We start from the raw sequence: 21,135 nt of genomic DNA, 5'->3' as shown, positions 1-21,135 counted from the left end.
GAGCTGCGGCACGCTGCGATCTTTTGATCTTCAAAGCCACATAAGAAGATCGCAGCCTCGTTGCACTCGACAGCTCCTACAGGGGTCGGGTCATTCGACCTGCGGAAATACACCTCTGTAGGAGCTGCGGAACGCTGCGATCTTTTGATCTTCAGAGCCACATCAAAAGATCGCAGCCTCGTTGCACTCGACAGCTCCTACAGGGGTGGGGTCATTCGACCTGCGGATATTGCTCGGAGATGATCTGAACACACCTCTGTAGGAGCTGCGGCACGCTGCGATCTTTTGATCTTCAAAGCCACATCAAAAGATCGCAGCCTCGTTGCACTCGACAGCTCCTACAGGGGTGGGGTCATTCGACCTGCGGATATTGCTCGGAGATGATCTGAATACACCTCTGCAGGAGCTGCGGCACGCTGCGATCTTTTGATCTTCAAAGCCACATCAAAAGATCGCAGCCTCGTTGCACTCGACAGCTCCTACAGGGGTGGGGTCATTCGATCTGCGGATATTGCTCGGAGATGATCCGAATACACCTCTGTAGGAGCTGCGGCACGCTGCGATCTTTTGATCTTCAAAGCCACATCAAAAGGTCGCAGCCTCGTTGCACTCGACAGCTCCAACAGGGGCGGTGTCATTCGACCTGCGGATATTGCTCGGCGCTGACCTGCTCCATCCAATCCACCACCTTGCCATCGAGCACCTCGGCAATCGCGATGTGACTCATCGCCGTCGTCGGCGCGGCGCCGTGCCAATGCTTGGCTCCCGGCGCGATCCACACCGTATCGCCCGGACGAATCTCGCGAACCGCTTGACCCCATTCCTGCACCAATCCAGAACCTGCCGTGACAATCAGCGTCTGTCCCAATGGATGCGTGTGCCATGCGGTGCGCGCGCCTGGCTCGAACGTTACCGTGGCGCCGCTGACCCGCGCGTCATCCGAACCTTTGAACGGCGCGTCCACCCGAACGGTGCCGGTGAACCAGTTCGCCGGGCCTTTGGCCGAAGGTTGCGAGCCATTCGGCGTCACGGTGACGCGCGGGGTTTCACTCGCCTGCACCTCACCGGCCAGCAGGGAAAGCGTCAGCGCAGAAGCAGCAATCGGGTTCATGGCGATAGTCTCCGAATAAACGATGCAAGCACTTTAGCGCTCCGCACTCTTCAGATAATCGACTAAAATTCAAAAAAACTTATGCGGGACACTCATCAATGCTTCGGGAAAATGCCACCGATCTGCTTGCCTTTCTCGCTGTCGCACGCGAGCGCAGCTTTACCAAAGCCGCGGCGAAACTCGGCGTGTCGCAGTCGGCGCTCAGTCACACCATCCGCAGCCTCGAAGCGCGTCTCGGCCTGCGTCTGCTGACGCGCACCACGCGCAGCGTTTCGCCGACCGAGGCCGGCGAACATCTGCTGCAAACGATTGGCCCGCGTTTCGAGGAAATCGAAGTGGAGCTGGCCGCACTAAGCAACCTGCGCGAGACCCCGGCCGGCAAGATCCGCATCAGCGCCACCGACCATTCACTGAACTGGATCCTGCGCCCGGTGCTGCAGCAATTTTTGCCGCAATACCCGGACGTCTCTGTGGAGGTCTGCTGCGATTACGGTTTCGTCGACATCGCCGGCCAAGGCTTCGATGCGGGTGTGCGCCTGGGCGAGGATGTCGCCCAAGGCATGATCGCCACACGCATCGGCCCCGACATGCGCATGGCGGTGGTTGGCGCACCGGCCTATTTCGCCCGCCGCCCTGCCCCGCAAACCCCACGCGACCTCACCGACCACGCCTGCAACAATCTGCGCCTGCCGACCAATGGCGGGCTCTATTCATGGGAGTTCGAAAAGGACGGTGAGAGCCTGAAGGTTCGCGTCGCCGGGCAGATCACGCTGAACGGTGTCTACCCGCTGCTCGACGCCGCGCTGGACGGCTTCGGCCTCAGCTACATTCCCGAAAACGTCGTGGCGCCGTATCTGGCCGATGGGCATCTGGTGCAGGTTCTGAATGATTGGTGCCCGTCGTTTTCCGGCTATCACCTCTACTACCCGAGCCGGCGCCAGGCAGCACCGGCGTTTGCGTTGTTACTTGCGGCGCTACGTTATCGCTCTTGAGCCGATTCAGCCCACCAACGCAATCAACTGATGTCGCTGCGCATCAGTCAGCATGGGCCCGAACCCGGCCCTGACGTTGTCAGCCATATAGCGCGGATTGCTGGTCCCGGGAATCACGCACGTCACCGCCGGGTGCGCGAGAAGAAATTTCAACGCCAGTTGCGGCCAACTGTTGACCTGCACATCCGACACCCACGCTGGCAGCGGTTTGCCTTTGAGCCGCGCGAGCAGGCCACCGCCGCCAAACGGTCGGTTGCAGATTACCGCCACGCCACGTTCGCGACACAGCGGCAGGATACGCTTCTCCACGCCTCGGTCATCGAGCGCGTAGTTGATTTGCAGGAAGTCGATTTTTTCATGCTTGAGCACCGCTTCGACTTCGTCATACGCCGACGGCGTGTAATGGGTGATGCCGATGTAGCGAATGCGCCCCTGTTCTTTCCATTCGCGCAAGGTCGGCAGATGGGTCTGCCAGTCGAGCAGGTTGTGGATCTGCATCAGGTCGATGCGTTCGGTGCGCAGCAGGCTGAACGACTGCTCCATCTGCGCGATGCCCTCTTCGCGCCCGCGCGTCCAGACTTTGGTCGCCAGAAACGCCGGCGAGCGTGGTTCGTGGATCGAGAGCAATTCACCGGTGGTCTGTTCGGCGCGGCCATACATGGGCGAGCTGTCGATCAGCGTGCCGCCCTTGCTGAATAGCTCATCGAGCACGGCTGGCAATTGCCGGTAAACCGGATCGCCCGGTGCGACATCGAAACCACGATAAGTGCCCAGACCGACCAGGGGCAGCGACTCGGAGCTGGAAGGGATGGCGCGGGTCTGCATGGTTTGGCCTCGATGGGTAGGCGATGACGTGGCGGTAGCCAACGCCCGATTCAAGGTGAAGACCGCCGAAACCCCGGCAGCCAGCGAGAGCAGTCGGCGACGGGAATAACCTTCAGTGTGGCTCATGCGGGCTCCCCTGTTGCGGCGATCTGTTGCATGTTGTGTGTTCGGGTCGTCCGGCAAAAATGCTCAACTACACTGCGACTGCGAATCCACTTACACCGTTAAAAGTAGCCGAATGTCCCGAACCCTGATGTCACTCGTCGTTTTCATCGTTGCCGTGTACCTGGCGTTGTGCGCGGCACTGTTCGTGTTTCAACGTTCGCTGATCTATTTTCCGCAGCCTGCCGCCGTGGTTTCTGCGCACTCGCGTTTTAAGCTGTCGATGCCGGACGCCGACGTTTGGGTGACCGTGCGCGAACACGCAGGCGCGCGGGCGCTGATTTATTTCGGCGGCAATGCCGAAGATGTGGCGCGCAATCTGCCGGAGTTTGCCGAGGCGTTTCCCGATTACGCATTGTATTTTCTGCATTACCGCGGCTTTGGTGGCAGCACGGGCGCGCCCTCGGAAGCCGCAATTGCGGAAGATGCGCTGGCGCTGTTCGATCAGGTCTACGCCAGCCATCCGCAGATTGCGCTGATCGGGCGCAGTCTCGGCTCGGGCGTGGCGGTGCGTCTGGCCAGTCAGCGGCCGGTGCAGAATCTGCTGCTGGTAACGCCGTTCAACAGCCTCGAGGAAATCGCCGTGAGGCAATATCCGTGGGTGCCGGTGAAGTGGTTGCTCAAGGATCGTTTCGAATCGGGCAAATACGCGGCGCACATCCGCATACCCACGTTGCTGTTGGCGGCGAGCGATGACGAGGTGATTGGACGCAGCAGTACGCAGCGGTTGTTTGAAAGCTTTCCTCAAGGCGTAGCGACGCTGAAGGTCGTGCCGGATTCGGGGCACAACTCGATTTCCGCGCGCGGGGAATATTTGCGGTGGCTGGGGGATGTGTTGAATCGCTGAGTTATTGAGGCTTGAACCTATTGGGGTGAGCCTGCTGGACGATCTATTGGTTTCTGATATACCGCATTCGCGAGCAGGCTCGCTCCCACAGGTTCTAGCACACCGAACCCTTGTGGGAGTGAGCCTGCTCACGAAAGCGGCTACGGCTGACTGCCACCGCGGGCATTTTCATCGCTCGGTGTCGCCGGGCGCGGCATGACATGTTGATGCCCGGTCGGGTCGTTGAGCTGCACGACATTGCCTTTCTGCCAGGCGTCAGCCCCTGGCGCGACGGGCGCTGGTTGGATGTCGGCGCGGTCCTTCTTCTTCTCGGCGCTGTCGACGCCCAGCCGCTGATCGCGCTGGCGAACCATTTGCGCATGCGCCTGACCGTCAGCGGTAAAGCCCATCATCAACTGCGGGACGCCCAGCGGCAGTTGTTTGTCCTGATCGGTGTGCCAGGTGTGCCAGGTCTTGCCGTAGGTGTTGGCGAGTTTTTCCATCAAGCGGTGTTCCGCCACTTGCGGGATGCCCGGCGCGATCAACTGGCCCGAAGTGACTTCGTGCGCATGGCTGTGCCACAGGGCTCTTTCCTTCGCCGGCAATTGGCTGAACAGCCGTTGGCTGATGATGTATTCCACACCCATCAACTTCGCTTGCGCGGCGTTGCCGTCGTAGATCACACACTGGAAAACTTCTTCGTTCAGCACCGAGCAGTAATGATGCGCTTCCATCTGCGCGCCGGGATGGCCGTTATAAAAGTGGAAGCCATCCAGGTACATGTTCAACGCGCGGATCGGCGGCTTGTCCTGCAGCCATTGCGCGCCGACCTCGAGCATTTCCGTGTCGGAGGCCTTGGCCTGCCCCGGCGTCTGCACCGGCGAATCGGTGTTGCTCATCGCGCAACCGGCCAACGCGGCAACCATCAAACCGACGGAAACCCAACGTCCCTGCGAGGCTGGATTAGGCATGATTCTCTCCTCAAACGTTCAGTGGCGGGCGTGCTGGCCCTGTTCTGCAACTGAAAGCAGGAGCACCGCAGAGTTCGAAAAAGCTGCGTGCGGGTCAGACCGGAGAGATGGTCGCGAGCAAGCCGATCAAAATGGTCAACGCCAGAAATCCACCGAGAAAAATCGCCATCTTGTTCATGTAGCTCTCCTTGATGCTGAGCTTGCAGCGCATCGGGCACTTCGGAATGAAGGATTGCCGCGAATGACCGCACTGCGGGGCCATTTTGAGCGGTTGACTGCACCGGTAACAGCGGCAGATTCAAAAGAAAAATACGGATCAGATGCGCAACTGATCTGCTTGAGCGATGCGTGGATATTCAGCCTGATCATGAAAATTCACATTCATCGGGTTTGATCTAGAGTCATTGCCATCACCAGAACAACAAAAACCTGGAGCGCAAATGACTGACCTGAATCTGCAACCTAATGTGGCCGAATCGCTGAACCGCTGGCACGCGATGATCCGCACCGGCAACCTGAACGCCCTGCCCGAGTTGCTCGATCCGCAAGCGGTGTTCCGCTCGCCCATGGCCCACACGCCATATCTCGGCGCGCCGGTGGTGTCGATGATTCTGAATACCGTGTTCAACGTGTTCGAAGACTTCGAATATCACCGCGAACTGGCAACTGCGGATGGCCTGAACGTGATTCTGGAATTCAGCGCCAAGGTAGGCTCGAAAGAACTCAAAGGCATCGACATGATTCGCTTCGATGAACACGGCAAGATTGTCGAATTCGAAGTGATGGTGCGGCCGCTAAGCGGGTTGCAAGCCTTGGGAGCAGAAATGGGCCAACGCCTCGGCGCCTATCTGGCGTCCGCAAAAGCCTGAGTTCAACGGCAAGCGTAGAAGTGTAGGAGCTGACGAGTGCAACGAGGCTGCGATCTTTTTAAAACGTCAAGATCAAAAGATCGCAGCCTCGTTGCACTCGTCAGCTCCTACAGATCCTACAGGTCGTACAGATCGTACAGATCGCACAGATCGTACAGATCGTACAGTTTGTGCGAACAGGCCCTTGGTTCCGTGCGTAAAAAAACCCACTGACCGTCGCCGGTTCAGTGGGTTTTGTGTGGCATGGGTTTAGTTACAGAGCCATGTCACGTGCAGCACTTTCCTTCGGCGCCACAGCTTTTTCCGCTGCGGCTGCTGGAGCAGCTACCTGACCGATCACTGGCGGAGTCGGCAGTTCGAGGATCTTGGCGGTGTAAGCCCACTCTGCAGCCACTTTGGCCGGATCGCTGTTCAGCTGCGTGCCGTAGCTCGGCACGATCTGATGCAGCTTGGTTTGCCATTCAGGCGTTGCGACTTTGTCTTTGAAGACTTTCTGCAGCACGCTCAGCATGATCGGTGCAGCGGTCGACGCGCCTGGCGAAGCGCCCAGCAGGCCAGCAATGGAGCCGTCTTGCGAAGCGACGATTTCGGTGCCCAGTTTCAGCACGCCGCCAGCGGCTTCATCACGCTTGATGATTTGCACGCGCTGGCCGGCTTGCCACAGGCGCCAGTCTTCGGCTTTGGCGTTCGGGAAGTATTCCTTCAGCGCGTCCAGACGGTCTTCATCCGACAGCATCAGTTGGCCAGCGAGGTACTCGACCAGCGGGTACTCCTTGATGCCAACCTTGGTCATAGGCCAGATGTTGTGGGTGGTGGTGCTGGTCAGCAGGTCCAGGTACGAGCCTTCTTTGAGGAACTTGGTGCTGAAGGTCGCGAATGGGCCAAACAGAATGACGCGCTTGCCGTCCAGAACACGGGTGTCCAGGTGCGGAACCGACATCGGCGGAGCGCCCACCGAAGCTTTACCGTAGGCCTTGGCCAAGTGCTGTTCAGCGATGGTCGGGTTATCGGTCACCAGGAACGAACCACCGACCGGGAAGCCAGCGTATTCCTTGGCTTCAGGAATGCCGGACTTCTGCAGCAAGTGCAGCGCACCGCCCCCCGCACCGATGAAGACGAACTTGGCGTCGGTTTCGGTTTTGCTGCCATCTTTGAGGTTTTTGTAGCTGACGCGCCAAGTGCCATCGGCATTCTTGGTGATGTCTTCGACTTCGCTCGACAGTTTCAGATCGAAGTTAGGCTTGGTCTGCAGGTGCGCGGCGAACTGGCGGGTGATTTCGCCGAAGTTCATGTCGGTACCCAGCGGGCTCCAGGTGGCCGCGATTTTCTGGTTCGGGTCACGCCCTTCCATCATCAGCGGAACCCACTTCTTGATCACAGCCGGATCTTCGGAGTACTGCATGCCAGCGAACAGCGGGCTCGCTTGCAGGGCTTCGTAGCGCTTTTTCAGGAACTTGATGTTGTCGTCGCCCCAGACGAAGCTCATGTGCGGCGTGGTGTTGATGAACGAGCGAGGGTTTTTCAGAACGCCCTGCTGAACCTGCCAGGCCCAGAACTGACGCGAGACCTGAAACGCTTCGTTGATCTCGACGGCTTTCGGGATCGTCACGTTGCCTTTGTCGTCTTCCGGGGTGTAGTTCAGCTCGGCCAGAGCCGAGTGACCGGTACCGGCGTTGTTCCAGCCATTGGAGCTTTCGAGGGCGACGCCGTCGAGGCGCTCGACCATTTCCATCGACCAGGTCGGTTCCAGCTCATTGATCCACACACCTAGGGTGGTGCTCATGATGCCGCCGCCGATCAGCAGGACGTCAACTTTCTTTGCTTCGGCAGCATTGGCGGACGACATCCCCATCGCCAAAGCCAGACCGAGCAAGGCTGTGTTCACTTTCTTAAACATCTGTTGCACCTATGATAAAACGCCTTCCGCCCGCCGCTGTTATCAGTATGCGATCCGCTTTGGTGACGCTCAGGCTGGCGTCGCAGATTCCGGCACACTTCAATTTTGACGGGTGGGCACACAAGGCCGACAAGCTGCATCGACCTCAGTTAATGTCCCTTCTGAACTGACTTCTTATCATTATTGGCTCAGCTACTTGAGCGACAGGGATCCCGTCGGCGCGCCTGAAAGCGAGCCGACCGAATTAGGTCAAAACAAGTTGGCGCGCAGAATATCACGTCACGGCAAACCCGCGCGTCTGTTCCCGACTCGAGAGTCTTTTTCCCGCTCCGGGAATTATCGGCCGGCGACGGTCAAAAGATCGCAGCCTCGTTGCACTCGACAGCTCCTACATAATGTCGTGCGCCGGCAGCAACACCGCGCAAACACTGACGCCCCCACCCATGTAGGAGCTGCGGAACGCTGCGATCTTTTGATCTTCATTTCAAAAATCAAACATGACCCCGCCAATTCGGTAATGAACCCGCCGCAAATTCACCCCACCGGTGCAATGGAAAAAAGCGCGCTGCCAAACTTTGGTTAATCTGCTAGGTTGTACGATGACTGATGAACTCGGTCAGTCGTCAATCCATAAAAACAAGGAAGCACCTCTCATGACCAAGTCGCGCCTCGTCATCGGTTTTCTCTGCGCTTTTTCCGGCTATGCGCTCGCCGCCCCTGCCCCGGCTGAAAAAGACGTCGCCCAAGCCGTCGACCACCTGACTCAAGCGATGCTGCATAAAGACATCGCCGAACTGAATGCACTCACCGCGCCCAACCTGACTTACGGTCACTCCAGCGGCAAGATTCAGGACAAGCAAGAATTCATCGCCGACATCGAAACCGGCCGCAGCGCGTTCAAGACCCTCGAAATGCAGAAGCAGACCATCACCCTGTCCGGCGATACCGCGTTAGTGCGCCATCACTTTTCTGCCCAGGCGTTGAAGGGGACCGAGGTCGTGCCGACGGAGATCGAGAACTTTCAAATCTGGCAAAAACAAGGTGGCAAGTGGCTGCTGGTCGGGCGGCAGGCATTCAAGTTCTGATTCCAGCAAGTAGAGGCAAAAAGATCGCAGCCTGCGGCAGCTCCTACATGCCAGTCCCGGCAGGAGCTGGCGAAGCCTGCGATCTTTTGTTGTGTGGATGCTGCCACCGATAGGCCAGCCCACGGCGTAGCCGCAATAATCAGCAACACTTAACGCAAGTCTTGACCGCGCGAATCCTTACTCGGGTAAAACTTTCAGATTGCGTGGCACGTCTGAAACTGCAACGCATACGGCCAAAGAGGAAAACGTTTATGAAACGCGCATTATGGTTGGGCTTGCTCGGTACTTTCGCCATTGGCTCCGCTCAGGCAGCGACGGAGAAAGTCGCGGTCAATCTGGTCAGCGCCGACGGCGCGCCACAGGCGATCGGGTCGGTCACCGTGACTGAAACAGCCTATGGCCTGCTGTTCACCCCGGATCTGAAATCCCTGCCTGCCGGCATCCACGGCTTTCATGTTCACGAAAACGGCAGCTGCGAGGCCGGCACGAAGGATGGCGTGAAAGGCGCCGCGCTGGCCGCCGGCGGCCACTTCGATCCGCAAAAAACCGGCAAGCACCTGGGCCCTTATGCCGATGGCCATCTCGGCGATTTGCCGGCGGTTTACGTCACCGCTGACGGTATCGCCAACTACCCGGTGCTGGCACCTCGACTGAAGAAGATTTCCGAAATCAAGGGGCACGCCTTGATGATTCACGCCGGTGGCGATAACCACTCGGACATGCCGAAACCATTGGGTGGCGGCGGTGATCGTATGGCCTGCGGTGTCATCTGACCGGTTGCTCAATGCAGGCCGGGCAAACCCGATGACGTTGCCCGCGTCTGTTCTCAGCCACGCAGAGTTTCACCGACCACGGAACTCCCGCTTCGCCCGCACCTCTCACATTATGTAGTACTTCCCTTTTGCTTTTCGCGCCTGTGGAGGAACACCGTCATGCGCAAGTCCTTGCTCGTTTGTTCTTTACTCGTATGCCTGCCGGTCGGTTCGGCGCTGGCCGATGTCGATGCCGGTGACGTCGCCACTTCGGCCGGTGTCTCCGCGTCGCTGTACTCGACCTTCAAGGATCACAAAATGGTGATTCCGGCCCGTGATGATTTGTCTGCATTCGTGGCCAGCGGCGGAACCATTCGTGGGGTTTATCTTGAATCGGTGCTGCAACAGGTTCGCCAGGAAAATCCGGGCATCAATGCCAGCGATAACGACCTCGCCAATGCGATTCTGGTGCAGTACGAAGGCCTGAATCAGTAGCGCTTACGGTATTGGCAGCCGATGGATGGCCGCTGAACGCGCATAGGCAAACCAGTCAGCCGGCCTCTATGATGGAGGCCATGACAACCTCCGTGCCCTTGCGCTCACCCTGCCCACCCGGCGCCTGCATTTGCGGGCGCGATCCGTTGCTGGATACCCCCGGCGCGGATCTGCGCATCCTGCGTCTGACCCGCGAGGAGGAAAAACGCCTGCTCGCGCGGCTGGAAATGCTCAAGGATCTCGAAGACCTCAAACACCTGCAGCAGCGCATGTTCGAGCAGTTGGGCATTCGCGTCGATGTCGCCCCCGGCTTCAACGAAGTGCGGACAATGCGCGGCATCGCCATTCAGATCGAAGAACTACCCGGCCTGTGTCGCAAAACCCGTGCGGCGATTCCGGCGGCGATTCGCCGGGGTCTGGAGAATCGCCCTCACATCGCTTTCGAATTGCTCAACGCCCACGACTTGCTGCGCGACACCTGATCACTTTCTCATGCCGACCCGTTTGCGCATTTCTGCGGTAATGCTCTGACGGGTTTTCTTCATGTCGGCCCAAGGTTCATCGCCAACTTCGGCGAGGCGCTCGTGGACATTGTGAACGTTCCAGTGATTGCCGCCCTTGATCTCGGCCACTTCTTCACGAAACAGCGGCACTGAGACAGGCAGACCTTCACGCGTGCGTGCTGAATAAGCACAAATGGTGGTGGCGCCAAGGCCGTTGCGCAGGTAATCGATGAAGATCCGCCCGACGCGATTTTTCGGCCCGGACACCGCAGAAAAGCGGTCCGGCAACAGCTTGGCCATGTGGCTGACAATCGCATGGCTGAAATCCTTGACCTCGTCCCAGCCCAACTTGCGCGTCAGTGGCACCACGAGATGAATGCCCTTGCCGCCACTGGTCTTGAGAAAGGCCTTGAGGCCTAATTCATCCAGCACGGTCAACGTCAGCGCAGTGGCTTCGACCATGCTTTTCCAAGGCAGCGCCGGATCCGGGTCGAGATCGAGAACGAATCGGTCCGGTTTGTCCAGGTCAACCGTGGTGCCATTCCAGGTGTGCAGTTCGACCGTGCTCATCTGCACCGCGCCGATCAGCGCCTCAGGTTTGTTGATCAGCATCACCGGTTGGCCCGTCAGTTCCTTGTCCCGCGTTTCGATGCCGGGGATCGCCAAGCGCTCGGCGTTTTTCTGGAAAAACAATTCGCCCGCGATGCCATCCGGCGCACGCACTAACGCCACCGGCCGTTCATTGAGTTGCGGCAGAATCCACTCGGCGACACTGGCGTAATACTCGGCCAGTTGCATTTTCGTGGTGCCGCTGACCGCGTCGATTACTCGATCCGGGTGGCTGATGCGCACTTTGGCGCCGGCCAGGCCCAACTGCGAAGGCGCAGCGTCGGATTTGCTCGTCGCGTTTTTTGTAGTCGGGGTTTTGGTGGAAGCAGTTTTGGTTGTCGCAGCTTTGGTAGCCGCAGCTTTGGTTGACGAGGCTTTGCTCGCAGCGTCCTTCGTCGTGGCAGCCTTATTCGCAGGTTTTTTCTCAGCGGTTTTCTTCTCCGAAGTCTTCACGGGCTTCGCTAGCTCCTCAGTGATGTCCTTGGCCGGTTTGTCGTTGCGCAAACCATGGAACACGGCATGACGCACCGAGCCATCCTTGGTCATCTCCGCGAACGCGACCTCGGCCAACAGCTTGGGTTTCAACCAGTGCGCCCCTTTGGCGTCGAAGCCGGTGGGCGGATTGACCACCGCCGGGCTCTTGGTCTGCAACGGTTTCAATTGCGCGAGAATGCTTTTCAAGGTTGCCTCGTTGAATCCGGTGCCGACCTTGCCCGCATAGCGCAATTCGCCGCTGTCACGATCATGCAGCCCGAGCAGCAAGGCACCGAACGAGCTGCGCGCGCCCTTCGGATCGGTGTAACCGACGATCACGAATTCCTGCCGGTGTTTGCATTTGAGCTTGATCCAGTCGCCACTGCGGCGCGACACGTAAGGCGAGCCGAGGCGTTTGCCGATCAGCCCTTCCATTTGCATTTGGCAGGCGCTATTGAGCAGCGCATCCGGGGTCTCATCGAACGCCTCGGAGAAGCGCAGCAGCGGATTTTTCTGCGCACCGAGAATGGTCGACAACGCGGCGCGGCGCTCCTCGACCGGCACTTCGCGCAGGTCGACACCGTTGAGATATGGCAAGTCGAACAGGTAATAGAGAATTCCGCCGCTGCGTCCGACCTCGAAGGCATTTTGCAGCGCTTGAAAATCCGGTACGCCTTGTTCGTTGGCGACCACCATCTCGCCGTCGAGCCAGGCGGACTCCAGGCCCAGCGCGGCCAGGGCTTCGGCCTGCTGCGGGAGTTTATGCGTCCAGTCATGGCCATTGCGCGTGAACAGCTGCACTTGATCATGATCGATGCGCGCCATGATCCGGTAGCCGTCGAACTTGATCTCGTAGCTCCACTGCCCTTCGGGCGCACTGTCGACCAGCGTCGCCAGTTCCGGCTTGAGTTGCGCTGGCAGTTTGGCCTTGTGCGCGCCGGTGAGAGTGCCGCTGGCGGGCTTTCGGGCCTTGCTCACAGGTTTCTTGACCGGTTTGCTTTGCTCAGCCGATTGCTTGTGCTTGGCGATAATGGTGCGTTCGCTCAAGACACTGTCCGGCTCGGCGACCAGCACGTCGTAGTCGTCTTGCGGGCGCGCGGCATTGTCCTGATGCTTGATCAGAAACCACTGCTCTTTCTTGCCCGGCATGTGCGTGCGCACCAGATTCCAGACGCCGCCGAGTTTCTCGCCCTGCAATTCAAATTTCAGCCTGCCTTTGGCGTAGGCTTTTTGCGGATCCTCCAGCGGAATCCACACGCCGCGATCCCAGACAATCACATCACCGGCGCCGTAATGGCCTTCCGGGATACTGCCTTCGAAAGTCGCGTAATCCAGTGGATGATCTTCGACATGCACGGCCAGGCGTTTGACTTTAGGATCGAGCGAGGGGCCTTTGGGCACCGCCCAGCTCTTGAGCGCGCCATCCAATTCCAGTCGAAAGTCGTAATGCAGGTGCGAGGCATCGTGCTTCTGGATGCAGAACTGCAGCGCGTGATCCTGCGCGGCCCGGCGCGCCGAGCGTTTGACCGCCGCCGGTTCCGAGGTCGCGGAAAAGTCGCGCATGCGGTTGTAATCGTCGAGGTTTCTGCTCATCACGCACCTGCCTTGCTTTAGCCAATACGAGTTACGGTAAGCCCGACCACGGCAATTCGGTCGACCCGTTGATAACCAGGATTGCTCAGCTCTTCGCCGAAGACATCGGGATCGAGTTCGCGGTAGGTCCAGCCGAAGCGCTTTTCATCCAGTCGCGGCAGGACGGTGTCGAGAAACGGATCGTGGCCATCGACCATGGCCACGCCGGTGTACAGCAGCAGCGAACCGCCGGGCGACAGACGATTGAGCGCCTGCTCGACGATCCGCAGCGATAACCCGGCACCCAATGTCCCGCCGCCATGGCGATAGGCACGCGCGGCGGGGTCGGCCATGTAGGGCGGGTTGGCGACGATCAGATCAAACTCGCCATCGACGCCTTGCAGCAGATCACTGTGACGCGCTTCGACGTTGGCGACTTCCGCCAGCGCTGCATTGATGGCCGTCAGGCGCAGGGCCGCAGGATTGATGTCCAGCGCCAAAACTTCTGCTTCACGGCGTGCGCGACCGATCAGGATCGCGCCGACGCCAGCGCCGCAGCCGATGTCCACCGCGCGCCGGATGGGCGCGAAATTCTGCTGCAAATGCGCGTGAATCAGTTGCGCGAATCGATAAGTGTCCGGGCCAAAGAAAACCGCATCCGCCGCGTCGGTGGGGAACGCTGAATGCACGAACAGCAAATCATCCAGGCTCGACCAGCGCACCCGACTCTTGAACTGGCCCTGATATTCATCAATGACCTGCGCATCCTGCAATTGGCGTTGCTCGTCGCTCGACAACAATCCCGCTTCGAATGGCCGAGACCAGCCGAACACATCACGCAGGGAATCGCACTTCTGCCCCTCGTCACGCTGATTGACGCGCTGGTGCGTCAACGGCGTCGGGGTCACGAACCGGTAGCCGTCAGCGTGCAATCGCCGCCCGAGTTGCAGCAACACACGATCATCGGCAGACAGGTTTTCTTCCTGATTCATGGGGACTTCCTTAGGGCAGAGATGATTTGAGTTCGATGAAGCGTCGGGTCGCCAGCAGTCCGGCGGGATGCGCATGACGGTCCGGCGCGAGCCAGGGGATCAAGGTCGACATTTGCGCGGGGCCATCCAAGCCTTGCAGGGAAGCGTTGAGTTGCAGCACATCGGGATCGTGCTCGGGAACCTCGATTGACGTGGCCATCTGCGTGCGGCGACGGGCCGCTTTGGGCGCATCCGGCGACGTCCAGTCCCCGGCAATCCAGTCGTGCACCAACTGTTTTTCATAGGCATTGAACACGCCGAACATTGCCGCGCCATCGCCGGCGATCAGTTGCCAGAAACGACTGGCCTGCGGGTCTTCGTCGCGTTTGATCCAGCCTTTGTTCTGCATGGCTTGCAGGAACCCCGGCAGTTGCTCAGGGGTTGCCAGCCATTGATTGACGGTCTGCCCTTCGAAGCGGCAGTAATCGGAATGCATGTGCTGACCGAACGGACGCTTGCGCTCGAACATCGCCAGCAATTCGCGATCAAGGTCAAAGCCTTCGATGATCGCGCGGCTGCCCTGCCCCAGATCGTTGAGCCGATAACCCAGCGACACACGGCGCAAAAATTCCTCGCGATCGGCTTCGATCGGCAACAGATCCAGGACCGCTTGCACTGCTTTTTGCGCATGACCGGTGCTGGCGTTATCGATGGTGACATGCAAGGTGAAATAGTAAGGGTCGATGCCCAGTTCAGTGAGCTCATAACTGCTGATCAGCAGGTGCAGCGGCAGTTGTTCGTAGCCGAGGTTATAGCCGATCACTTCCGGCAGATAATCCATGCCGGCAACGCCCAGCGCCAATTGCACCGCGCCTTGCAGATAGTGTTCATCGGCGATGGCCGTGCTGTCCTGCAAGTCGTGCTCGGCAAGGAGCTTGCGATAGATCACCACATGGTTTTGCGCCGGGTTGCCGTCGCCGAGTTCTTCCAGATAGGTAGTGAGCAAGCCTGCGAAACGTGGATCCTGCCACTGCGATGTCAGGCCATAGAGCCAGGCGCCATCGACCAGTTTGGTGGGTGCCACGGCTTGCAGAAAGTACAGCGCCTGCGCCTTGCAGCTGAAAAACTGCCGAGGGCCGCCGGCCTTGCGCTGTTCAAGATAGCGGCCATATTGCTCGGCAACATCGGTGCAATGTTCGGCGACCCACGCATACCACGACGCGGGATCCTTGGGCAGCGGGTCGCTGATCTGGGCAGCGTGTTGCAGTTGCTCCTGCAAAAAGGAATGCGCCAGCGCCTGGGCATCGTCGTCGCGGAGCAAGGCCTCATAAATGCCGCGAAGATTCCCGGCAGGATTGATCGCTTGTGGCTGGTTCGCCGCAGTTTGCAGGCGTGTCAGGACAGTCATGGCAGTTTTTCCCGGTCGATTGGCAGGACGCTGTTTCATACGCCTCTACAAAGCAGAGGGCTCGCGCCGCTGAAAAATTCAATCCACGTGAAAATTGCCCTGACGGACGGCCGTTTATCGCCGCATGTCCTCCTGTAGGAGCTGCCGAAGGCTCGGGCCGCGATCGGACGATCTTTTGATCTTGATTTTTTAAGATCAAAAGATCGCAGCCTGCGGCAGCTCCTACAGTTTGGCTTCGTCGCTTTTAGTCGAGCCAGCCATTAGCAGTTCTTCCTTGCCCGCTCAGGACAAGCCTAACGGAGATCGGTGTAGGAGCTGCCGGAGGCTGCGATCTTTTGATCTTGATTTTTTAAGATCAAAAGATCGCAGCCTTCGGCAGCTCCTACAGTTTTACATCGTGCAATGGATTGGATTCGCGTTGGTGAGAGGAATTGCTAAGGTTTGGGGGACGGAGATTTTTGGAGGGCAAGGAATGCCTGTTGCTGCCAAGGGATGTGGTTTGAGGAAAGGCCGTTTCAGCGAGGCCGGACGTATTTATTTGCTCACTGCCGTCATTCAGGAACGGCGCCCGATGTTTTCCGACTGGCGACTGGGACGTTTGTTAGTCGAACAGATGCGTACTGCTGACGAGGAGGGAAAGGTCGAGTCGCTGGCATGGGTGGTGATGCCGGATCACTTCCATTGTTTGGTCGATCTCAAGCAAGGCTCCTTGGCGCAACTGATGTGTCGGGTGAAAACGCGGAGTTGTCGCTCGATAAATCTGAAACTTGGCCGTCAGGGTCCTATGTGGCAACGCGGATATCACGACCGGGCGCTGCGGCGAGATGAAGATCTCAAAGCCGCGGCCCGGTACATCGTCTTGAACCCTTTGCGGGCCGGGCTGGTTGAGCGATTGGGCGATTATCCGTTGTGGGATGCGGTTTGGATTTGAAGGGTAAGATCAAGATCAAGATCAAGATCAAAAGATCGCAGCCTTCGGCAGCTCCTACACTGATTCACTGTAGGAGCTGCCGGAGGCTGCGATCTTTTGATTTCAGCCCTGGCCCTTGGCCTGCTGTTCCAGATGCACCTGCAATGCCGGATCGATGCGCAGCGCTGCCGCCAGTTCGTCCAGGTAGCGGCGCTCGGCGTCTTGCTGGTCGTTTATCAGCATCACGCTGGCCAGGTACATTTCTGCTGCGACGGCCGGGTCGCCTTGCGCTGAGCCGGCTACTTCAGAGGGATCCAGCGGTTTGGCGACTTCGGCATCCAGCCAACGCTGCAACTGCGGATCCTCGGTGTGTTTGCCGATCTCGCTGCTGATCCGCTGTTTTTCGCTGTCATCGATACGCCCGTCTGCCTTGGCCGCAGCGATCAGCGCGCGCAGTACCGCGTGGCTGTGTTGCTCGACTTCGGGGCCGGCGAGCAGATCGGCGGTTTGCAGCATCTGTTGCGGGGCCGCGCTGGCCTGACTGCGTTGCCAGGCCTGATAGGCCTGGTACGCCATCATTCCCAGCGACGCGAGGGCCGCGTAGTTGGCACCTCCGGATCGGCGTTGCGCGCCGCCACCGCCGCCTAACGCTCCTCCCAAAGCGCCGCCGAGTCCGCCGCCCGCACCGCCGCCAAGCAACCCACCGAGCAATCCGCCCAGTCCGCCACCAGAGCCAGCGCCGCCCACGTTCGAACCTCCGCCACCGAGCAACCCGCCCAGCAAGCCGCCCAGTCCGCCCAGGCCGTCACCGCCAGCGGCGCCCCGTTGTTGTCCCGACGAAGCCTGGCCGCGTAACAGTTGTTCGAGCAAATCGCTGGTGTTCATGACGTCATCCTCAAGCGTAGGCGGTGACTGCGTCAGGCAACGATAGACCGCTCAAGCCATAGCGCCAGCACCGTTTGGCCGACACTTAAGGGCTTGATCCGGCTGCGCCGCGATTTTTTTCTTTCGCCAGCTAAGATTCAGGGTAGGTGAACCTTATCCCGGCCAGACCGGTCGATAGCTGCAACCCCGACCCGGTTGGCCGGCACCCTTCGACTGAGGGTGAACACCGGCTTGCTTCACTATCTGGAGAACGCTCCCGTGATTTCGACCGTACACATTGCCAGGCTCAAAGCATGGGGCGCCCATGGCTTTACCGCGACCGGCGTGGTGACCGCGTTCCTGGCTACCCTCGCCCTGCTCGAGAATCAGCCGACCCACTGCCTGATGTGGCTGGGCGTGGCATTGATCGTCGACGGCCTCGACGGCGCACTGGCGCGCAAGGTCAACGTGCAATCGGTCCTGCCGAGTTTCGACGGTTCGGTCCTCGATCTGGTGATCGATTACCTGACGTACGTGTTCATTCCGGCACTGTTCATCTATCGCTACATTCCGCTGCCCGACTACACATTGTTGCTAACGGTATCGCTGATTCTGGTGTCGTCGCTGTTCTGCTTCTGCAACGTCAACATGAAGAGCAAGGACAACTATTTTGTCGGTTTTCCGGCCGCGTGGAATGTTGTCGCGCTGTGTCTGTACATCATTGGCCCAGGGCCATGGATCACGTTTCTCACCGTGATCGGCCTGGCATTGCTGACCGTGACGCGCATGAAATTCCTGCACCCGTTCCGCGTGCGGCGGTTCATGCCGATCAACATTGCGGTGACGGCGATCTGGCTGCTGTGCAGTTTGTCGCTGGTGCTCAATCACCCGGTGATCAATCCACTGGTGATGGGCCTGTGGTTGTTGATGTCGGCATATTTTCTGGGGATCTGCATCTGGCGCACGGCGCTGGAGTGGTTTGATCGCGCCCATTTGAAATAGGCCTTAAGGACGCCACAAATAACCTGTGGGAGCTGGCTTGCCAGCGATAGCGCCAGACCAGCCAAAAGGTAGTTGGCTGACACTCCGTCATCGCTGGCAAGCCAGCTCCCGCAGGGAGTGGCACTGAGCGTGAATACAAGGTCTTTCAGCGCTTGGTAATCACCACTTCCAGATACTCACTCGGCACCACCAGCGATTCCTCCCCCGCCCGATTCATGCGTTCGAGCAGTTGCGTCAAATCACTCTCCAGCGCCTGCCCCACTTCCGGCGACAGCACCGCAAAGGCCTTATGCACGGGGCCGTACCAGTGGCGAAAGATATCGATGAAATGCGCCGCTGAGCGATACCGGAAATTGAATTCGCGCCGCGTTACCCGCACGAGAAAATCGCGGTCGTCGAAGTGCTTGTGCAGCCATGCATCGGAGCCCCAGTTCGACGGCGGCTGCGCGCCTGCCGGCGGTGGCAAGTGAGCACCGAGGGTCTTGAACATCTGCCCGACAAACCCTTCCGGGGTCCAATTGGCCAGACCGATGCGCCCACCCCGGCGGCAGACCCGCCCCAGCTCGTTGGCCGCCCTGACTTGATCCGGCGCGAACATCACGCCGAACGTCGAGAGCACGGCGTCATAACTTTCATCCGGGAACGGCAACGCCTCGGCATCGGCGACCTGGAAAGTCACGTCGAGGTGTTCGGCCCGAGCGCGATCCTGGCCCCGTTCCAGCAAGGCCGCGACGTAGTCGGTGGAGGTCACCTGGCAACCGCGCCTGGCCGCCGCCAGTGTCGCATTGCCGTTACCGGCGGCGACATCCAGCACCTCTTCATCGCAGCGCAAATCGCAAGCTTCGGCGAGGGTTTCGCCGACGATCTGCAAGGTCGTGCCGATCACGGCGTAATCGCCACTGGCCCAGGCGACTTTCTGGCGTTCCTTCAAGGCAATGAGATCAATCGGCGTACTCATGCATGTGCGCTCCGCTAGAGGTGGGGTCGGTCATCATTCGGTGGCGGTCGGACCATTCAATTGCCGCCGCCGTGGCGACCTCTTGTTATGCGACAGAGTCGACAATCACCCTGCTCTACCACTATCGCGCCGAGTCCGGTCGGCGTCCCCGCCGATCGTCCGGCGAGCAGCGAAAACAGCGGCTTTGCCGATGAGTGGCGGGGATTTGTAAAGCCGTTGCAACACATCGCCGGTCAAGCCGCGGGCGCTTTCGCCTCCTCCAGCAATTGCTTGATCATCTGCTCCTTCGCGTCATAGCTTCCTTCGCCGAAGTGGCTGGAACGCATTTGGCCCTTGGCATCGATCAGGTAATGCGCGGGCCAGTACTGATTGTCGAAGTTGCGCCAGATCGCGTAGTTGTTATCGATCGCCACGGGATAGGTGATGCCGAGTTTTTTCACCTGATCCTTGACGTTGTCGATGATCCGCTCGTAGCCGTACTCGGGGGTGTGCACGCCGATCACCACCAGGCCGTCCTTCGCGTATTTCTTCGCCCATTCTTTGACATACGGCAGAGTGTGCTGGCAGTTGATGCAGTCATAGGTCCAGAAATCCACCAGCACGACTTTTCCGCGCAGGGACTCGGCGTTCAGCTCTGGTGAGTTGAGCCATTGCACCGCCCCCGCCAGCGACGGCATTGCGCCTTGGGCCGGGTCCAGCATCGAATCGGCGCGGACCTTGCTGACAAAGTAATCGACCACTTTCGGTACGTTCTCCAACACATTCTTCTCGACGCTGGCGACGCCTTCGGATGACGTGCTGGCGAGCAGGGTTTTGTCCGCCCCCGTCGAAATCACCGCCACGGTGGCAAGCACCGCGACCCCCGCACCGCGACGCAACCAACCGGTGAACGGAATCGACGGTTTCAGCCGATTGACCAGACCGCGCCCGGCGAAGATCAGCGTGCCCAGCGACAAGGCACTGCCGGCGCCATACGCCAACAGCAACAAACTGGTCTGCGCGTTGGCGCCTTGCAGCATTGCGCCAGTCAGAATCACCCCGAGAATCGGTCCGGCGCAGGGTGCCCAGAGCAGACCGGTAGCCACGCCAAGCATGATCGGGCCCAAGGGCCCTGCGCGTTTGCGGGTGTTCTGGTCGAGACGGTTGCCCAGCGCCACCAAGGGCCGGGTCAGCCAGTCACCGACACGGGCCGAGATCAGCGACAAGGCAAACAGCGCCATGACGATCAGCGCCACATGGCGACCGGTGTTGCTGGCCTGAATGACCCACTCGCTGCTGACCACGGCGAGGCTGGAGATCAATGCAAAGGTCAGCGCCATGCCGCCCAGCGTCAGGAAGATCGAAGTTCGGGTGCGGTTGGCGCCAGCGAACAGAAATGGCACCACCGGCAGGATGCAGGGACTGAGAACGGTCAGCAGACCGCCGAGAAACGCGATGAGGTACATAGGGGGTCACCTTGAAAAAGAGGCTGGGCACTCAACCGGGTAGCGAGGCCAATCGCGCCCTCGCTACCGAGTTTTTTCGACGCCGTGGCTCATGCGTTCTGATCGTCCAGCCATTGCCCTTGAGGGGTGCGACTGGCACCGTTTTCCGCAACGAGCTGGCCCTGTGGCGTGCGGCTGGAGCCGTCGGCGGCAACCATCTGCCCCTGCGGCGTGCGGCTGGAGCCGTCAGCTGCAACCATCTGCCCCTGCGGCGTGCGGCTGGAGCCGTCGGCGGCGATCAGTGCGTCGCTGCCCTCCTTCGCCACGGTCGTCAGCTGGAAGCAGGTGCTGCTGCCGCAACTACCGGTTTCGACGGAACTGTCGGCGTGGGCGGCCACACCGGCGAAGGAAAAGGCAAATGCGGTCAGAAAGCGCGAGACATTGTTCATGGCAAA

At 59.6% G+C, this 21,135-nt stretch carries 21 protein-coding genes; 10 read left to right on the top strand and 11 right to left on the bottom strand.

The window, feature by feature from the left end; all coding sequences use genetic code 11:
* Positions 1 to 634: 634 nt before the first annotated feature.
* Positions 635 to 1,111, bottom strand: coding sequence for a cupin domain-containing protein (locus EL257_RS10455; RefSeq protein WP_126362268.1), 477 nt, complete (start codon positions 1,109 to 1,111; stop codon positions 635 to 637).
* Positions 1,112 to 1,209: 98 nt separating this feature from the next.
* On the opposite strand from EL257_RS10455, the gene EL257_RS10450 reads away from it, so the two are divergent.
* Positions 1,210 to 2,103, top strand: coding sequence for a LysR family transcriptional regulator (locus tag EL257_RS10450; RefSeq protein WP_126362266.1), 894 nt, complete (start codon positions 1,210 to 1,212; stop codon positions 2,101 to 2,103).
* Positions 2,104 to 2,109: 6 nt separating this feature from the next.
* Here the strand turns inward: EL257_RS10450 and EL257_RS10445 are convergent, their stop codons facing one another.
* A complete protein-coding gene (locus EL257_RS10445) occupies positions 2,110 to 3,054 on the bottom strand; it encodes an aldo/keto reductase (RefSeq protein WP_172604468.1) in 945 nt (314 codons plus the stop codon).
* Between the two features lie 112 nt (positions 3,055 to 3,166).
* Here EL257_RS10445 and EL257_RS10440 point away from each other — a divergent pair, with 112 nt between their 5' ends.
* Positions 3,167 to 3,937: an alpha/beta hydrolase gene (locus tag EL257_RS10440; protein WP_126362263.1), complete on the top strand. Its 771-nt coding sequence runs from the start codon at positions 3,167 to 3,169 to the stop codon at positions 3,935 to 3,937.
* 140 nt (positions 3,938 to 4,077) lie between these two features.
* Here the strand turns inward: EL257_RS10440 and EL257_RS10435 are convergent, their stop codons facing one another.
* Positions 4,078 to 4,842, bottom strand: coding sequence for an OBAP family protein (locus EL257_RS10435; RefSeq protein ID WP_232013101.1), 765 nt, complete (start codon positions 4,840 to 4,842; stop codon positions 4,078 to 4,080).
* 286 nt (positions 4,843 to 5,128) lie between these two features.
* On the opposite strand from EL257_RS10435, the gene EL257_RS27725 reads away from it, so the two are divergent.
* Both EL257_RS27725 and EL257_RS10425 read left to right on the top strand, forming a co-directional pair.
* Positions 5,129 to 5,281 (top strand): hypothetical protein, encoded by a 153-nt coding sequence (locus tag EL257_RS27725; RefSeq protein ID WP_172604467.1) that lies wholly within the window; start codon positions 5,129 to 5,131, stop codon positions 5,279 to 5,281.
* 46 nt (positions 5,282 to 5,327) lie between these two features.
* Positions 5,328 to 5,756, top strand: coding sequence for a nuclear transport factor 2 family protein (locus EL257_RS10425; protein ID WP_126362259.1), 429 nt, complete (start codon positions 5,328 to 5,330; stop codon positions 5,754 to 5,756).
* A gap of 253 nt (positions 5,757 to 6,009) precedes the next feature.
* On the opposite strand, the gene mqo is transcribed toward EL257_RS10425, so the two are convergent.
* Positions 6,010 to 7,653 (bottom strand): malate dehydrogenase (quinone), encoded by a 1,644-nt coding sequence (mqo, locus tag EL257_RS10420; RefSeq protein WP_126362257.1) that lies wholly within the window; start codon positions 7,651 to 7,653, stop codon positions 6,010 to 6,012.
* Positions 7,654 to 8,306: 653 nt separating this feature from the next.
* Here mqo and EL257_RS10415 point away from each other — a divergent pair.
* The 4 genes from EL257_RS10415 (at position 8,307) to EL257_RS10400 (ending at position 10,467) form a co-directional block, all read left to right on the top strand.
* The gene (locus tag EL257_RS10415; RefSeq protein WP_126362255.1) at positions 8,307 to 8,738 is read left to right on the top strand and encodes a nuclear transport factor 2 family protein; all 432 of its coding nucleotides are present in this window, start codon (positions 8,307 to 8,309) and stop codon (positions 8,736 to 8,738) included.
* 251 nt (positions 8,739 to 8,989) lie between these two features.
* Complete coding sequence (gene sodC, locus EL257_RS10410; RefSeq protein WP_126362254.1) at positions 8,990 to 9,511, top strand: superoxide dismutase family protein; 522 nt, start codon at positions 8,990 to 8,992, stop codon at positions 9,509 to 9,511.
* A 159-nt stretch (positions 9,512 to 9,670) separates the two neighbouring features.
* A complete protein-coding gene (locus EL257_RS10405; RefSeq protein WP_126362252.1) occupies positions 9,671 to 9,985 on the top strand; it encodes a DUF2388 domain-containing protein in 315 nt (104 codons plus the stop codon).
* 80 nt (positions 9,986 to 10,065) lie between these two features.
* Positions 10,066 to 10,467, top strand: a complete 402-nt coding sequence (locus tag EL257_RS10400) for a hypothetical protein (protein ID WP_172604466.1) — start codon at positions 10,066 to 10,068, stop codon at positions 10,465 to 10,467.
* Here the strand turns inward: EL257_RS10400 and ligD are convergent, their stop codons facing one another.
* Genes ligD through EL257_RS10385 form a run of 3 tightly spaced genes read right to left on the bottom strand, consistent with a single transcriptional unit; the run spans position 10,468 to position 15,522 of the window.
* Positions 10,468 to 13,164, bottom strand: a complete 2,697-nt coding sequence (gene ligD, locus EL257_RS10395; protein WP_126362248.1) for a DNA ligase D — start codon at positions 13,162 to 13,164, stop codon at positions 10,468 to 10,470.
* A gap of 17 nt (positions 13,165 to 13,181) precedes the next feature.
* Positions 13,182 to 14,135, bottom strand: a complete 954-nt coding sequence (locus EL257_RS10390) for a methyltransferase (protein ID WP_126362246.1) — start codon at positions 14,133 to 14,135, stop codon at positions 13,182 to 13,184.
* A gap of 10 nt (positions 14,136 to 14,145) precedes the next feature.
* Entirely contained in the window at positions 14,146 to 15,522 is a 1,377-nt protein-coding gene (locus tag EL257_RS10385; protein ID WP_126362244.1) for an iron-containing redox enzyme family protein, read from the bottom strand.
* A 472-nt stretch (positions 15,523 to 15,994) separates the two neighbouring features.
* Between EL257_RS10385 and EL257_RS10380 the strand changes: the two genes are divergently transcribed.
* A complete protein-coding gene (locus tag EL257_RS10380; protein ID WP_126362242.1) occupies positions 15,995 to 16,453 on the top strand; it encodes an REP-associated tyrosine transposase in 459 nt (152 codons plus the stop codon).
* 102 nt (positions 16,454 to 16,555) lie between these two features.
* Here the strand turns inward: EL257_RS10380 and EL257_RS10375 are convergent, their stop codons facing one another.
* On the bottom strand, positions 16,556 to 17,317 hold the full coding sequence (locus EL257_RS10375; RefSeq protein WP_126362240.1) for a tellurite resistance TerB family protein: 762 nt from the start codon (positions 17,315 to 17,317) through the stop codon (positions 16,556 to 16,558).
* 258 nt (positions 17,318 to 17,575) lie between these two features.
* Here EL257_RS10375 and pcsA point away from each other — a divergent pair, with 258 nt between their 5' ends.
* Positions 17,576 to 18,298 carry a phosphatidylcholine synthase gene (gene pcsA / locus EL257_RS10370; RefSeq protein WP_126362238.1) on the top strand — a complete coding sequence of 241 codons (723 nt, stop codon included), beginning with the start codon at positions 17,576 to 17,578 and terminating at the stop codon, positions 18,296 to 18,298.
* Positions 18,299 to 18,443: 145 nt separating this feature from the next.
* Here pcsA and EL257_RS10365 read toward each other — a convergent pair whose 3' ends face one another.
* The 3 genes from EL257_RS10365 to EL257_RS10355 form a co-directional block, all read right to left on the bottom strand.
* Positions 18,444 to 19,256, bottom strand: a complete 813-nt coding sequence (locus tag EL257_RS10365; RefSeq protein ID WP_126362237.1) for a class I SAM-dependent methyltransferase — start codon at positions 19,254 to 19,256, stop codon at positions 18,444 to 18,446.
* A gap of 233 nt (positions 19,257 to 19,489) precedes the next feature.
* Complete coding sequence (locus EL257_RS10360; protein WP_126362234.1) at positions 19,490 to 20,701, bottom strand: cytochrome c biogenesis protein DipZ; 1,212 nt, start codon at positions 20,699 to 20,701, stop codon at positions 19,490 to 19,492.
* Positions 20,702 to 20,790: 89 nt separating this feature from the next.
* Positions 20,791 to 21,129, bottom strand: coding sequence for a hypothetical protein (locus EL257_RS10355; protein WP_126362232.1), 339 nt, complete (start codon positions 21,127 to 21,129; stop codon positions 20,791 to 20,793).
* Between the last annotated feature and the right edge of the window lie 6 nt (positions 21,130 to 21,135).

The sequence above is a fragment of the Pseudomonas fluorescens genome, assembly GCF_900636825.1.
GTDB classification, from domain to species: domain Bacteria; phylum Pseudomonadota; class Gammaproteobacteria; order Pseudomonadales; family Pseudomonadaceae; genus Aquipseudomonas; species Aquipseudomonas fluorescens_BG.
The sequence above is the reverse complement of the archived record's forward strand: the minus strand, read 5'-3'. Positions and strand labels throughout refer to the sequence as shown.

Coding starts and splice junctions, on each gene's coding strand:
- EL257_RS10380 (WP_126362242.1), top strand. CDS start 15,995: ATGCCTGTTGCTGCCAAGGGATGTGGTTTGAGGAAAGGCCGTTTCAGC.
- EL257_RS10365 (WP_126362237.1), bottom strand. CDS start 19,256: ATGAGTACGCCGATTGATCTCATTGCCTTGAAGGAACGCCAGAAAGTC.
- EL257_RS10445 (WP_172604468.1), bottom strand. CDS start 3,054: ATGAGCCACACTGAAGGTTATTCCCGTCGCCGACTGCTCTCGCTGGCT.
- EL257_RS10450 (WP_126362266.1), top strand. CDS start 1,210: ATGCTTCGGGAAAATGCCACCGATCTGCTTGCCTTTCTCGCTGTCGCA.
- EL257_RS10435 (WP_232013101.1), bottom strand. CDS start 4,842: ATGGTTGCCGCGTTGGCCGGTTGCGCGATGAGCAACACCGATTCGCCG.
- EL257_RS10360 (WP_126362234.1), bottom strand. CDS start 20,701: ATGTACCTCATCGCGTTTCTCGGCGGTCTGCTGACCGTTCTCAGTCCC.
- EL257_RS10415 (WP_126362255.1), top strand. CDS start 8,307: ATGACCAAGTCGCGCCTCGTCATCGGTTTTCTCTGCGCTTTTTCCGGC.
- EL257_RS10455 (WP_126362268.1), bottom strand. CDS start 1,111: ATGAACCCGATTGCTGCTTCTGCGCTGACGCTTTCCCTGCTGGCCGGT.
- EL257_RS10405 (WP_126362252.1), top strand. CDS start 9,671: ATGCGCAAGTCCTTGCTCGTTTGTTCTTTACTCGTATGCCTGCCGGTC.
- EL257_RS10440 (WP_126362263.1), top strand. CDS start 3,167: ATGTCCCGAACCCTGATGTCACTCGTCGTTTTCATCGTTGCCGTGTAC.
- EL257_RS10355 (WP_126362232.1), bottom strand. CDS start 21,129: ATGAACAATGTCTCGCGCTTTCTGACCGCATTTGCCTTTTCCTTCGCC.
- EL257_RS27725 (WP_172604467.1), top strand. CDS start 5,129: ATGACCGCACTGCGGGGCCATTTTGAGCGGTTGACTGCACCGGTAACA.
- EL257_RS10390 (WP_126362246.1), bottom strand. CDS start 14,135: ATGAATCAGGAAGAAAACCTGTCTGCCGATGATCGTGTGTTGCTGCAA.
- EL257_RS10425 (WP_126362259.1), top strand. CDS start 5,328: ATGACTGACCTGAATCTGCAACCTAATGTGGCCGAATCGCTGAACCGC.
- ligD (WP_126362248.1), bottom strand. CDS start 13,164: ATGAGCAGAAACCTCGACGATTACAACCGCATGCGCGACTTTTCCGCG.
- sodC (WP_126362254.1), top strand. CDS start 8,990: ATGAAACGCGCATTATGGTTGGGCTTGCTCGGTACTTTCGCCATTGGC.
- EL257_RS10375 (WP_126362240.1), bottom strand. CDS start 17,317: ATGAACACCAGCGATTTGCTCGAACAACTGTTACGCGGCCAGGCTTCG.
- mqo (WP_126362257.1), bottom strand. CDS start 7,653: ATGTTTAAGAAAGTGAACACAGCCTTGCTCGGTCTGGCTTTGGCGATG.
- EL257_RS10400 (WP_172604466.1), top strand. CDS start 10,066: ATGACAACCTCCGTGCCCTTGCGCTCACCCTGCCCACCCGGCGCCTGC.
- EL257_RS10385 (WP_126362244.1), bottom strand. CDS start 15,522: ATGACTGTCCTGACACGCCTGCAAACTGCGGCGAACCAGCCACAAGCG.